This window comes from Bradyrhizobium sp. Arg237L (genome assembly GCF_029990105.1).
Taxonomy (GTDB): domain Bacteria; phylum Pseudomonadota; class Alphaproteobacteria; order Rhizobiales; family Xanthobacteraceae; genus Bradyrhizobium.
In genome coordinates, this window is record NZ_JAQMIL010000019.1 from 54845 (window position 1) to 67719 (window position 12875).

At 62.2% G+C, this 12875-nt stretch carries 13 protein-coding genes; 5 read left to right on the plus strand and 8 right to left on the minus strand.

Annotated features, from left to right (window positions below; all coding sequences use genetic code 11):
• Positions 1 to 16: 16 nt before the first annotated feature.
• The 7 genes from OZ411_RS14075 to OZ411_RS14105 all read right to left on the minus strand — a co-directional run bounded on the left by OZ411_RS14075 (position 17) and on the right by OZ411_RS14105 (position 6277).
• On the minus strand, positions 17 to 982 hold the full coding sequence (locus OZ411_RS14075; RefSeq protein ID WP_165421184.1) for a tripartite tricarboxylate transporter substrate binding protein: 966 nt from the start codon (positions 980 to 982) through the stop codon (positions 17 to 19).
• Between the two features lie 40 nt (positions 983 to 1022).
• A complete protein-coding gene (locus tag OZ411_RS14080; protein ID WP_282528423.1) occupies positions 1023 to 2444 on the minus strand; it encodes a UbiD family decarboxylase in 1422 nt (473 codons plus the stop codon).
• A 209-nt stretch (positions 2445 to 2653) separates the two neighbouring features.
• Positions 2654 to 3229 carry a TIGR02444 family protein gene (locus OZ411_RS14085; protein WP_282528424.1) on the minus strand — a complete coding sequence of 192 codons (576 nt, stop codon included), beginning with the start codon at positions 3227 to 3229 and terminating at the stop codon, positions 2654 to 2656.
• Positions 3226 to 3831, minus strand: a complete 606-nt coding sequence (locus tag OZ411_RS14090; RefSeq protein ID WP_282528474.1) for a UbiX family flavin prenyltransferase — start codon at positions 3829 to 3831, stop codon at positions 3226 to 3228. The genes OZ411_RS14085 and OZ411_RS14090 overlap by 4 nt, the downstream gene beginning before the upstream one ends.
• Positions 3821 to 4201, minus strand: a complete 381-nt coding sequence (locus OZ411_RS14095; protein ID WP_225705032.1) for a cupin domain-containing protein — start codon at positions 4199 to 4201, stop codon at positions 3821 to 3823. The genes OZ411_RS14090 and OZ411_RS14095 overlap by 11 nt, the downstream gene beginning before the upstream one ends.
• A gap of 18 nt (positions 4202 to 4219) precedes the next feature.
• Positions 4220 to 5719 (minus strand): 4-hydroxyphenylacetate 3-hydroxylase N-terminal domain-containing protein, encoded by a 1500-nt coding sequence (locus tag OZ411_RS14100; protein WP_282528425.1) that lies wholly within the window; start codon positions 5717 to 5719, stop codon positions 4220 to 4222.
• 27 nt (positions 5720 to 5746) lie between these two features.
• Positions 5747 to 6277, minus strand: coding sequence for a flavin reductase family protein (locus OZ411_RS14105; RefSeq protein ID WP_282528426.1), 531 nt, complete (start codon positions 6275 to 6277; stop codon positions 5747 to 5749).
• Between the two features lie 344 nt (positions 6278 to 6621).
• On the opposite strand from OZ411_RS14105, the gene OZ411_RS14110 reads away from it, so the two are divergent.
• The 3 genes from OZ411_RS14110 (at position 6622) to OZ411_RS14120 (ending at position 8985) form a co-directional block, all read left to right on the plus strand.
• On the plus strand, positions 6622 to 7041 hold the full coding sequence (locus tag OZ411_RS14110) for a MarR family winged helix-turn-helix transcriptional regulator (protein WP_282528427.1): 420 nt from the start codon (positions 6622 to 6624) through the stop codon (positions 7039 to 7041).
• A gap of 142 nt (positions 7042 to 7183) precedes the next feature.
• On the plus strand, positions 7184 to 7765 hold the full coding sequence (locus OZ411_RS14115; RefSeq protein WP_282528428.1) for an amino acid synthesis family protein: 582 nt from the start codon (positions 7184 to 7186) through the stop codon (positions 7763 to 7765).
• A 23-nt stretch (positions 7766 to 7788) separates the two neighbouring features.
• Complete coding sequence (locus tag OZ411_RS14120; protein WP_282528429.1) at positions 7789 to 8985, plus strand: amidohydrolase family protein; 1197 nt, start codon at positions 7789 to 7791, stop codon at positions 8983 to 8985.
• A gap of 53 nt (positions 8986 to 9038) precedes the next feature.
• Here the strand turns inward: OZ411_RS14120 and OZ411_RS14125 are convergent, their stop codons facing one another.
• Entirely contained in the window at positions 9039 to 10541 is a 1503-nt protein-coding gene (locus tag OZ411_RS14125; RefSeq protein ID WP_282528430.1) for a 4-hydroxyphenylacetate 3-hydroxylase N-terminal domain-containing protein, read from the minus strand.
• A 211-nt stretch (positions 10542 to 10752) separates the two neighbouring features.
• On the opposite strand from OZ411_RS14125, the gene OZ411_RS14130 reads away from it, so the two are divergent.
• Both OZ411_RS14130 and OZ411_RS14135 read left to right on the plus strand, forming a co-directional pair.
• Entirely contained in the window at positions 10753 to 11391 is a 639-nt protein-coding gene (locus tag OZ411_RS14130; protein ID WP_130579810.1) for a MarR family transcriptional regulator, read from the plus strand.
• A gap of 208 nt (positions 11392 to 11599) precedes the next feature.
• Positions 11600 to 12823, plus strand: a complete 1224-nt coding sequence (locus tag OZ411_RS14135; protein ID WP_282528431.1) for an ABC transporter substrate-binding protein — start codon at positions 11600 to 11602, stop codon at positions 12821 to 12823.
• Positions 12824 to 12875 lie beyond the last annotated feature (52 nt).

Genomic DNA, 12875 nt, shown 5'->3' on the forward strand with positions numbered 1-12875 from the left:
CCTATCCCGAGGTGAGTCAGTTCTTCTTCTCGGCGATTTCCTTGAGGAGCTCGCGCCACTGCTCGACTTCAGCGGCGATCTGCGCCTTGTATTCGTCTGGTGTCGTGAACTCGGTCGAGGCGCCGACCACCGCCATGCTCTTCTTGACCTCGGGGTCGGCCGCCATCTTCTTCAGCACGTCCGACAGTTTGGCGATGATCGAGTCCGGCGTGCTGGCCGGCGCCATCAGGCCGTTCCAGGATTCGACGCTGTAGCCCGGCGTCACCGTTTCAGACACTGTCGGCAATTGCGGCGCGAACTCGTTGCGCTTGGCCGACGTCACCGCCAGCGCGCGCACCTTGTTGGCCTCCATCTGCGGCAACGCATCGGTCATGTTGGTGAAGGACAAATTGACCTCGCCCGACACCACGGCGGCCGTGGCCGGCGAACCGCCCTTGAACGGAACGTGCGTCATCTTGGTCCCGTTCCGCGCATCGAATAGCTGCACCGAGTAATGCATCAGGCCGCCGGCGCCGCTGGACCCATAGCTCAGCTTGCCAGGGTTGGCCTTGGCATAGGCAACGAGATCCTGCATCGTGTTGATCGGGAGCGACGGGTTGACGATCACGGTCTGCGGAATCGTGCTGACGACACTGACCGGCTTGAAGCTTTTCACCGGATCATACGACGTCGTTTGCGCGACCGGAGCGACCGAAATGGCCCCCACGCTGCAGATGCACAGCGTGTAACCGTCGCCGGGCGACTTCGCCACGAGGTCCGAGCCGACAATGCCGCCGCCGCCGGCGCGGTTGTCGACGATCACCGTCTGCCCTAATTCCTTCTCTAGATACCGCGCTGTGATGCGCGCGACCGAATCGGTGTAGCCGCCGGGCGCATAGGGCACGACCAGCTTGATCGTTTTGCTCGGCCACTCCTGCGCCGATGCCGCCGTGGCGCTCAATGCCATGCCTGCCGACAGAACGGCCGCCGCAATTCGCATCATCTTTCGTTTCCCCGCATGTGATCTATTTCGTGAGAATGATTCAGGTGATGTTCGATCCCGCAAGGCCGAGCGCGCTCCTGGCAACCGTCTCGCCCGCCGTGAATTCGCTGAGCTCGACCGGCGTCGGCGCGAATTCGACCCGCCGGAACTTGTCCTGATCCTCGAACGGCACTGTGGCGTCGATGCCGAGCTTGGTCCGCACGCCCTCTTTGCTGACGCGCACATATTCGTGGCCGCGCGCACCCGGGATGAGAAACAGGTCGACAGACGCTTCCATCCGCGTCGCCACCGCGTATTCCACGTCGATGGGATCGCGGATGTCGATGTCGTGGTCGACTACGGTGATGAGATCGAGATCCTTCAGCGCACCGAACGCGGCCAGGATCGCGTTGCGCTGAAGCCCATTGTGCTGCCGGCTCTGCTTGCGGACTTGAATGACCGCGTGGAAGCGATGCAGGCCGCCTGACGTCATCTCGACGTCAGTCACGATCGGAATCGCCGACTGCAGCACTTTCAGCAGGCTGGCCTCCAGCACGTATTTCCGCAGGATGATGGTCTCGCGCCCGAAGCCGTTAATGACGTGGTAGATCGGCCGCAGCCGATGCGTGACGGCGGTGATCTTCAGGACCGGCGCGTCGGCCGCCGGCGCGGCGAAGCCGACGAACTCGCCGAATGGTCCCTCGGGGGCGACCTCGTCGGCGAGAATCTCACCTTCGAGGACAAACTCGCTCTCCGCCGGCACCAGGAGATCCTGCGACACCGCCTTACCGACCGTAAGCGGCCGGCCCGCCAGCCCACCCGCAACGGCAAGCTCGTCGGCGCTTTCCGGCATCTGCGAACCCATGGTCGCCGCGGTGAAGTGCAGTGCGAGGTCGGCGCCGATGCAGACCGCGACCGGGAGCGACTTGCCCTGCTCCTTGGCGCGCTCGAATGCGAGCCGCAGGTGACGACCGAAGTCGAGCTTGATCGCGACCCGGTCAGGCCGCAATAGCTGCAGGCGATGGTAGGAGGCGTTGTAGATGCCGGTGACCGGATCCTTCACCACCACGATGCCGGCGGTGATGTAGCGGCCCGCGTCGCCCGGCGCGTGAAACAACGCAGGGATAGTCTTCGTAATGTCAAAGCCGGTGCGCAGCACCACTTCCTGAACGGGAACTTCGCTCACAAGCTCCGGCTTCAGCGGACCACCGAGGGCGCGCTGCACGAGACCGCGGATGCCCCTGAAATCAAGCCCGAAGCCGGCTTCGCAGTTTTCCCTCGAACTCAGGAGATTGCCGACGACCGGAACGTCCGCGCCCTTGACCGACGGAAACAGCAAGACCTGTTTGCCGTCGTGCTTCTTCAGCATCGCGGCGAGTTCGAGATGCGGATCGACCGGCTTTTCATAGGTGAGGATGCGGCCACGCTGTGCCAGACGGGCCAGCGCCGAACGGAAACGCGTATCGAGAACTTCAGGCTGCAAGATCGATCCTATTAGATCATGATCCGATTGGAAGAAATCGGATCATGATCTCATCTCTTTGTTTGAGCATGATCTTTTCGGAAAACCGGTTTCCACTTTTCCGGATCATGCTCTAAAAATTGCCAAACAAGAATAGCTAAGCAATAAAGCTAGTCAAGCCTGCTTGCTAGGCACATCGTGGTGAAGATGTACGCGCGGCGCGCGCAGACTTAGCTGGAAATTCCAAGCGCCCTATCGACGATCACGTCGATCAGCGAGAGCTGCGCCGCGCTCGGCTCGCCTCCGCGCCGTTGCAGCGCGAAATCAATCACGGCTCGCGACGCACTGATAATGTCGTTACGCTGCAGTGCACGCGACTGCGAGGGCAGCTTCGCAAGCCATTGCGCGAGCACTTCATTCTGCAACCGTTCGGCGGACAGTTCGGCGGCCTTAATGCTCGACCGCAATTTCTCGGTCTGCTCGTTTGGCGCCGGCGCAGGGCCCGACTTCAACGTCGTGCGCAGCGCGCGCAGGGGAAGCACGATCTGCTCACGCCAGCCGCGACATGCCGCGTCCATCCCTGCAACATCGGATGGCGCCAGTGCGACCCCACGGCGAACGGCGGCAAACGTCGCCATCAACAACATCATGACGTCGACGCCGCATTCGTTCTGCAATTGAAGGCAGGCATCGGCGATACCGGGCTCGGCATAAAGCTCCAGCGCAAACGCCCAGCTTTCCGCATCGATCTCCTGGCTCGCGCCCGCCGAGGCGCCACGCTCCGGCCCAGGCGCCTCGCCGCTCAACGCGATTCCTTGGTGTCGGCAGGCACGAGCCCCTGCCAACGACTGACCACATCGGTCGAGATATCAAAGAGGTCGAGGACGCGGCCGAGCGTGTGGTCAACCATTTGATCGAGGCTCTCGGGGCGCGCGTAGAACGCCGGCACCGGCGGATAGACGATGGCGCCGCTTTCCGTCGCAGCCACCATCGACTTGAGATGGCCGAGATGCAGCGGCGCCTCGCGCACCATCAGCACGAGCCGGCGCCGCTCCTTCAACACCACGTCGGCGGCACGGGTCACCAGCGACGACGTCACGCCGCTGGCGATCTCGGCAAGGCTCCGCATCGAACACGGCGCGATCACCATTCCGAGCGTCTTGAACGAGCCGCTTGAGATCGAGGCGCCGATATTGTCGGCCTGGTGGACGACGTCCGCCAAGGCCGTCACGTCCGAGACCTTGACGTCCAGTTCCCGGGTCAGCGTGATCTTTGCCGAGCGGCTCATCACTAGATGAGTCTCGATCGGCGTCGACTTCAACAGCCGCAACAGCCGGACGCCATAAGTGGCGCCGGATGCTCCGGTGATGCCGACGATCAGACGCCTCGGCTCGCCCTCAGGCCGGATCGAAATAGTGGATCTCCATCAGAAGGCAGCCGGTCACCGACTTGAATGGTCCATGATAGACGCCCGGTGGGCGGCAGGCATAGGTATTCGGCTTGAACGACTCGCCTCCATTGCCCTGCTCGTCATTGCCGACGATCAGGTCGCCCGAAAACAGGAAGACCTCTTCCCAATATTCGTGCACGAACGGCTTGGTCGTGTAAACGCCCGGCTCGAATCGAAGCAGGCGAGTGCGGCTGCCACGCTTGTTCACCTCGTCCAGGGCGCCCGAGAGGATCTTCTGCTGGATACCGGCCGGATAGCCCGCGGGCGTCTCCCACCCGCTGGACATATCGATGGCGCGGAATTCGTCGTGAAGCTTGTTGATTGCCATTTTCGACTTTCCTGAGGTTTAGGCGACCGCCCGGGACGATGAAGCCGGTTTTTGGTCATTGGTCAATTCGTCCGCCAGATCGTAACTCGACAGCATCTTGTCGAGCAACGCCGCCGACTTCTGCCAGTCATAGGTGCGGAAGGCATGCCCCTTGGTGACGAAGGTCGCACCGGCATAGAACATTTCATATTGCGCATGCCGCGAGGCGAATTCCGAGCCGACCGCATCCCAGGCGAGCTTGTAGAACTTCACCTTGTCCACGGCGCCGGCGGCCGGCGACTGCTGGGTCTTGCCGATCAGCTTGGCCAGATCCGGATTGTCGAAATCCTTCACGGAGGACGGCAGCATGATCATGCCGCCGCCGGCAAGTTCGCGCAGCGCGTTGATGATCTTGGCATAGAGCTGCTGCGTCATGGTCTGCGCCCCGTAGAGCATCTGCCGATCCGGCACGAAATAGGCGCCGCGCTGCTGGCCCTTGGTCTCCATCGCGACCATGAACGCTTCCACCATGCTGACTTCGGCCGCAAGCTGGCCGAGCGTCTCCTTGACCTGCGGGAAACCGATGATGCCATTGGTTTCCGCGATACGGTGCGCGATTCCTGCAAGGAAGCGCAACTTGATCGAGAGGCGGATCATGGCCTGGTAGTTCTGATAAACATGTGCCGGCGTGACATGGAACTGCTTCTGGCACATCGCGATATCATCGACGATGAACACCCTGTTCCAGGGCACCTTGACGTCGTCGAAATACAGAACCGCATCGTTCTCGTCGAAGCGGCTCGCCAGCGGGCTGTCGAACACCGCCCCCGCCGCCGCCTCGTAGGATTTGCGCGAGAGGATCTTCAATCCCTTGGTGTTCATCGGGATCGCAAAGGAGATCGCGTATTTTTCATCGCCCGGCTGCAACGGCTGGATGCAGGTGACGAACACCTCGTTGGCCATGATCCCGCCGGTCGCCAGCATCTTGGCGCCGCGCACGGTGATGCCGTCGGCATCGCGCGACACGATGCCCGCGCTCAGGTATGGATCGGCCTGCCCGGCGGCGCTCTTCGAACGGTCCGCCTGTGGATTGATGATGACGTAAGTCAGATAGAGATCGTTGTCGCGAGCATAGCGGTAATAGTCTGCAAGCGCCTTGGCGCGCTCCTTGTCATAGGCCTCGAAAACCTCGAGCCCCATATACATGCCCGCGATGCATGAGGCGACATGGTCCGGCGCCCGGCCCATGAAGCCGGCATGCAACTCGGTCCAGGCTTCCAGGCCGCGCCGGCGCCTGACCAGCGCGTCGTAGCTGCCGGGCAACTCCCAGATGCGATTGGCGCGCGTGCCGGTGTCGGTCTCGAATGTCATGAGATCGCGATTTTCCGGCGCGCTCTGGAAGTCGAACATCCGACCGACTGAGGCCACCGCGCCGCGGAACGCCAGGTGAGTGGTGACATCGGTCACCAGTTCGCCATCAAGATAAACTTCGCGTCCGTCGCGTAGGCTCGCAATGTGCTGTGCGCCAGTCTTGATCATGAAGGCCTCGAGATCCCCTGGATGGATTTAGTAGTGCATTGGAAGCGGCCATTCCGGGCTGCTTTCGGTTCCGGCGAGGCTGCGATAGGCCCCACCAAAGAATATAAGCGGTTCTTTGGGAGGATGGGCGGAAAACCGCACGACCCTCCCGACGAAGATCACATGGTCACCTCCGTCATACTGCGCATAGGGCACGCATTCGAAATGCGCCAGCGCGCCGGCGAGCAGCGGCGCCGACATATGGCCGATCGTGTGCTCCACCGCGGTCCATTTGTCGCCGAGCGCCCGGGCGAATTGGTTCGACAGATGTTGCTGATCATGACCCAGGATGTTTACGGCATAGCCCTTGGCTTCCGTCATCGCAGCCAAACTGAATGCCTTGCGGTCGATCGAGAACAGAATCAGTGGAGGATCGACCGAGACGGAATTGAACGAGCTCATGGTCAACCCGATCGCGCTTCCGTCGGCGGCCTGCGCGGTGATGACGGCAACCCCGGTGGCAAACTGCCCCAACGCCCGGCGGAAGGCGCGCACATCGAGATCTGAGGTTGCGGTCATCAGGAGTCACAAGCCCATAATTAGCTTTATAACAAAGCTATATTATCGAGGCAAAAAGACCGCTGTCAAGCAAGCCGACGCCGAACTTTGCGGCAGCGCAACGCAAGCCGTTCGCGCTTGTGCCAGACGTTACATCGCGGCGCAACAGCGAGGAACTCATGCCGACGAAGACAAGATCACGGACGGCCAAGACCAATCGGAAGGCACAAAAGCCTCGAATTGAGCCAACGGTCTCGATCCCGCATTTGATGGTGGATGGGTCCGACTGGGCCTTCCGACGCTTCATTCACGACGCGCTCGGCTTTTTTGCAAGGTTGCAGACAGTACGGAGTCAACTTGGCGCAGTGATCGGACTGTCCGGAACGCAATATACGGTTCTGATCGCGGTCGCACATCTGAGCGGCAAGGACAGGAAGATTGGCGTGAACCAGGTCGCCGAACATCTGCATTTCAGCGGCGCGTTCGCCACAATCGAGATCAACAAGCTCGTCGCCAGGGGCCTTGTCCACAAGGACGCCGATTCGGAGGATCGGCGACGGGTCATCCTCGCGGTAAGCCCGAAGGGCCGAACCCTGCTCAGCGAGTTGGCGGCGGTACAGCGTCCGGTCAACGACATGCTGTTTCGCGGGTTGTCGGCAACCGACTTCCGAAAAATGCGCAAGCTGATGACCGGCATGGTCGATGCCGCGGACGAGGCCGCACACCTGATCGAGAATACATTGCGTGGCCGCCAACGCGCGCTGTGGGATCGTGAGGCTTCGTGACTGGGCTACCTCGGCTCGCGCGCTCCCCGCATCCACCTCAGGTTAGCACCTGGCCCATGCCCTCGCTTCGCAACTAAGCTATTGCCCAAACATATTTGATGCGGCAGATTTGCGGCGGCAGTTTTGGGAGAGACCATTTAAAATGAAACTCGATGTCAGGCGCCTGCTCTGTTTCACCGATCACAAGGAGGTCGAGGCTGGCCAGCGCCACGCCAGGCCGCTGCGCCGCGTTGCCGCGGTCGCGATCATCCAGAATCCCTATGCCGGCCGCTACGTCGAAGACTTGTCCGAAGGGACGGCTGCCAGCGCGGAGATTGGAGCAGTGCTGGCCAAGCTGGCGATCGAGGCGCTCGGGCCGCACAAGGCTGAAAGCTATGGCAAGGGCGGCGTCGTCGGCCTCGGCGGCGAACTCGAGCATGCCAACGCCTTGCTGACCACGACCTTTGCGACGCCGCTACGGGAGGCCGTCGGCGGCGCCAAGGCCTGGATCCCCTCCTTCACGAAACTCGCGGCGCCTGGGTGCCTGATCGATGTTCCATTGGCCCATAAGGACGCCCTTTACGTCCGCTCACACTACGACGGCGTCTCGGTGACGCTGCCGCCGGACGCGCCGGCCGCCGACGAAATCGCGCTGATCGTCTGCCTCGCCAATCGCGGCCGCCTCAACGCGCGCGTTGGAGGCCTATCCGCCGACGCCATCGTCGGCGAGGACGGACTGCACTGACCCTAGCGAGACGGAAACACTCCATGCGCACCGCGATCGTCAATATCGGCACTATCGTTACGGGCGACCTCGCCATTCCCTTCGCGAAGGGCGACGGCATTCTGATCAACGACGGCAAGATCGTCGAGATCGGAACGCTTTCTGCTGACGCGGTCGCAGCTTGCGACGTGGTGATTGATGCCGCGGGAACGACGGCGATGCCCGGACTGATCGACAGCCACGTGCACATCACGTTCGGCGATTACACCCCGCGCCAGCGCGTCGTCGGCTATCTCGAAAGCTATCTGCACGGCGGCACGACGACGGCGATCACCGCATCGGAGGTGCATGTGCCGGGCCGGCCGAAGGATGCGGCCGGCGTCAAGGCGCTAGCGCTGGCGGCGCGGGCCTGCTTCCTGGATTATCGTCCCGGCGGCGTGCGGGTTCATGCCGGCTCGGTCATTCTCGAGCCTGGCCTCACTGAAGGTGATCTCGAGGAACTCGCAGGTGCCGGCATCTGGCTTGCCAAGGCTGGGTTCGGCGCATTTGCCACGCCCTTCGACTATGCACCATTGATGCTGGCGGCGCGACGATTGGGCATGGTGACCACCATGCACACCGGCGGCTCGTCAATCCCAGGCTCGTCAGGGATCTGGGCCGAGCATGTGCTGGCGTCCAATCCCACCGTGTCCTTTCACGTCAATGGCGGTCCGGTGGCAATGCCGGAGGCGGGCTTTGCCCGGCTGGTCAACGAGAGCACCATTGCCTTGCAGCTTTGCACCGCGGGCAATCTGCGCACCGCGCTGCTGACGGCCAAACTGCTCGATGATGCGGGCCAGCCGGAGCGGCTGTTGATCGCCACCGATACGCCGACCGGAAGCGGCATCATGCCGCTCGGCATGTTCTACACGATCAGCCACCTCGCAAGCCTCGGCGGCATGCCGCCGGAACAGGCGATCGCCGCGGCGACCGGCAACAACGCGCGCGTCTATCGGCTCAACACCGGCCTGCTGCAGCCCGGCAAGGACGCCGACGTGCTCCTCATCGATGCCTGCGCCGGCGGCTCGCAGGATGACGCCTTGTCGGCATTGCGTAACGGCGACGTCCCCGCGGTATCAGCCGTATTGACGGCAGGCGTTCCGCGCTTTGTGGGTCGCAGCCGCAACACGCCGGCCGGCATCCGCAACGTGCGCGTCGCGGAAAACCGCCTGCCCCGCGACTTCTCAGGCGCCGCGCATTAGACCTGACGCGTTTTCTTCACGCGAACCGGGGTCCACTTCGCTCGAAAACGCTTCTAATTCTCGAAATCCGGCAACCGGTACTTGCTCGCCAATCGGTCGGCGAGGCCTGAGGCGCGATCCCAGTCATAGGTGCGATAGCTGTGACCGCGGGTGACGAACTGCGCACCGGCGTAGAACATCTCGTACTGCAGATGGCGCGAAGCGAATTCCGAGCCGACCGCATCCCAGGTCATTTTCAGCATCTTGACCCGCTGCTCGCCGCTCATCGCCGGCGAGATCTGAGTGAGCGAGATGATGTCGGCCAGGTCCGGATTGGCAAAATCCCGCACCGATGACGGCAGCATCAACAGCGCTCCACCGGCCAATTCCCTGATAGTGCTGATGATCTGCGGGTACATTTCCTGCGACTGGACCTGCGCCGCATAAAGCAGATGCTTGTTGGGCAGGAAATATTCGCCGCGCATGGCGCCGCCGGCTTCCATGCCGAACACCATGCCCTCGATCAGCGCGGCCTGCGACGCGAGCTTGCCGAGCGTATCGACCACCGGCGGGAAATTGATGGTGCCGATGGTCTGCGCAATGCCGCGCGCCAGGCCGACCAGAAACCGCAGCTTGACCGAAAGCCGGATCTGCGCCTGATAGTTCTGATAGATGTGCGCCGGCGTATCGTGGAGCTGCGCTCGGCACATGTCGGTGTTGCGCAGCAGGAAGACGCGTTCCCACGGCACCTTGACGTCGTCGAAGAACACCAGGGCATCGTTCTCGTCGTAGCGATAGGCGAGCGGATTATCGTATTCGCTGACCGCGTGCGCCTCGAACGACTTTCGCGACAGCATTTTCAATCCCTTGGTGCCCATCGGCAGCGCACAGGAAAATGCCAGATGCTCCTCACCCGGCCGGAGCGGCTGGCCGGAGCCCACAAACAGCTCATTCGCCATGATCGCACTGGTGGCAAACAGCTTGGCGCCGCGAATGGTGATGCCGGAAGCGTCCTCGTCGACGATACGGGCCACCATGTCCTCGGCGCCCTTGCCCTGACTGCCAAACGCCTTGGAGCGGTCGCCCTGCACGTTGTTGATGACGTAAGTCATAAACAGGTCGCTCTTGCGGGCGTAGTCGAACCAGTCGCGAAACGCCTGAGCGCGCTTCGGGTCATAATTTTCGAAAACCTCGATGCCCATCATCATGCCGGACATCGAAGACGCGACGTGGTCCGGTGACCGGCCGAGATAGCCGCATGACAATTCGGCCCACTCCACCAGCGCCTTTCGACGCTCGACCAGATCCTCATAGCTCCTCGGGAGCTGCCAGGCGCGGCTGATGCGCCGGCCGCCGCCGACGTCAAAAGTCATCCGCTCCAGATTGTCGGGATGCGCCTGATAATCGTACAGCACACCGGCCGACTCGACGGCATGACGGTAGGCAGGATGCGTCGATACATCGGCGACGCGCTCGCCGTCGAGAAAGACCGCCCTGCCGTCCCGCACGCTTGCGACGTGCTCGGCGCCGTTCTTGACCAAACCGCCCGCAGCCGCCCCGGATGATGCCTCGTCCATCGCGATCCCCAAAAAAGAACATCGAACAAATGGCACCTCGTGCCAGCCCGATGCAGGATTAGATAGCTAATATCCGAAGCTATTATGAACTGAATGTCAAGGCGGCAATAAACGCTGTGCCCATCCGGGCACAAGCATTGCAATTACAAGCATTGCAATTGCCATTGGGAGCGTTCAATCTTCCGACGAACCCAATCAATGAGATGATCCCTTGGCCAAGACAGCAGCGCGCGCCATCACCACCAAGCCCGGCGCCGGACGCATCACCCATCGCACTGCGCTCACGACCTCCCGCCCTGAACTGCTCGTAGACGGCTCCGACCAGCAGTTTCGCAAACTGGTGCACAGCCTGTTCGGATTTCTGGCCCGGCATCAGACCCTGCGCGACGGCCATGCCGCCGTCATCGGCCTTCCCGGAATCGAGTACACCACGCTGATCGCGATCCGGCATCTGGCGGCGCAAGGCGACGTCCACGTCAAGACCGTCGCCGACCACCTCCATCTCAGTGGCGCCTTCGTCACCACCGTGACCAACAAGCTGGAAAGCAAGGGCTTGATCGAAAAGGCGGCGCATCAGGGCGACCGCCGACGGCTCTCGCTCAGCGTCACGTCGCGGGGCGTCGAATTGCTCGAGCGGCTGGCGCCGACGCAAATGCAGGTCAACGACGCAGAATTCGGCTGCCTGAGCGCGCGTGAGTTCGAGCTGCTGCTCGACCTGGTGCAGCGCCTGGTCGAGTCGAGCGACCGCGCTATCGCACTGCAGCGATACCTGGCCGAAACCAATATCCAGCCGATCGCCCCGCCGTCGCGCAAACCCGCGTCGAAGCCGCGGAAGACCGGCAAGGCGTGACAGGTTGCCGCAAACTTCACCGCGGTTGCCGAAAAAATAGCTTCTAAAGAGAACTAATTTGCAAAGCTGCGAAATTTTCGTTTGTCAAAGAGCCAAATCTATTGGAGCATTGGGAACGCCGCGGGGCCACTGGCACGCCGCGTGCATTGCAGGCTTCCGAGATCGGCTGCTGTAGGCAGCCATGGTTAACAGCAACGGAAAGAAGTCGATGTTGAAGGTCATATTGAACCCGTCGCGGCTGCTAGGCACCCTCGCCGTGATCTCGCTGAGCGTGGGCAGCGCGTTGGCGCAAACTCCGGAGATCGCGCTTGGTGCGATCGTGCCGAGCAGTGGCCCGTTCGCCGAATGGGGCCGCAGCAACAGCGTCACGCTGCGGATGCTGGAGAAGCAGACCAACGATGCCGGCGGCATCAACGGCGCCAAGCTGAAGATCACCATTCTCGACGACGGCGCCAAGCCGGCCCAGGCGGCGAGCTCGCTGCGCAAACTGGCGGGCGACGAAAAGGTTCTCGCAGTCGCAGGCCCGCTGACCAGCAGCGCCGCCGAAGTGACGTTTCCGGTCGCCAATGAGATGAAGGTGGTCGCAACCTCGCAGGCCTCCTCGAAACCGGGAGTGGCCAAGCTGAATCGCCCCTGGGCCTTCCGCAATACGATCGACGAAGGCGTGCTCGCCAAAACGACGGTGCCGTATTTCAAGAAGGCGTTCAACATCAAGACCGTCGGCATTATCTTCGATGCCAAGGATGCCACCGCGTCGACCGTCGGCAAGGCGATCATGCCCGCCGTGCTAAAGGCGAACGAGATCGCCATCGTCAACGAATCCGACCCGCTATCGTTCAACACCGGCGATCTCGACGTCAGCGCCCAGATCACCAAGCTGAAATCGCTGAACCCGGACGGTGTGGTCGTCAGCGCGGACTATAGCCAGGCCATCACCGTGCTGCGCGAGATGAAGCGCCAGGGCTTGATCAAGCCGGTGGTCGGCGCCACCCAGTTGATTTCGTCGGCGATCCTCAAGGCCGCGCCGGAAATTCCGATCATTGCGCCGGCGACCTTCTTCGCCACCATGAAAGGCGAAGCGGCCGAGAAGTTCGTCGCCAATCTGCAGCCGCTGTTGCGCAAGGAGAGCGGTTTGCCGGCCGAGATCGAACCGAGCATGTATGACGCCAACATCTATGAGATCGTCAGCATGTATATCGATGCGATCAAGAAGTCCGGCGTGACCGGCAAGCCTGCAGACGTCGAGGCCGACCGCACCAAGGTTCGGGACCATCTAGCCAAGCTGGAGGGCTTCCAGGGTCTCGGCGGCCCGATCGGCTTCAACGACGACGGCGACGCGATCAAGGCGTTCTACGTGCTGCAGGGTCAGAACGGCGCCTGGGACACCAAGGTCCGCGGCTGCAGCTCCGCACCCAACCACGCCGGCTGCTGATCGACGCCGCAGCCATTCGGTGCCCGGGTTTTGCCCGGCCACTCTCTTTAAC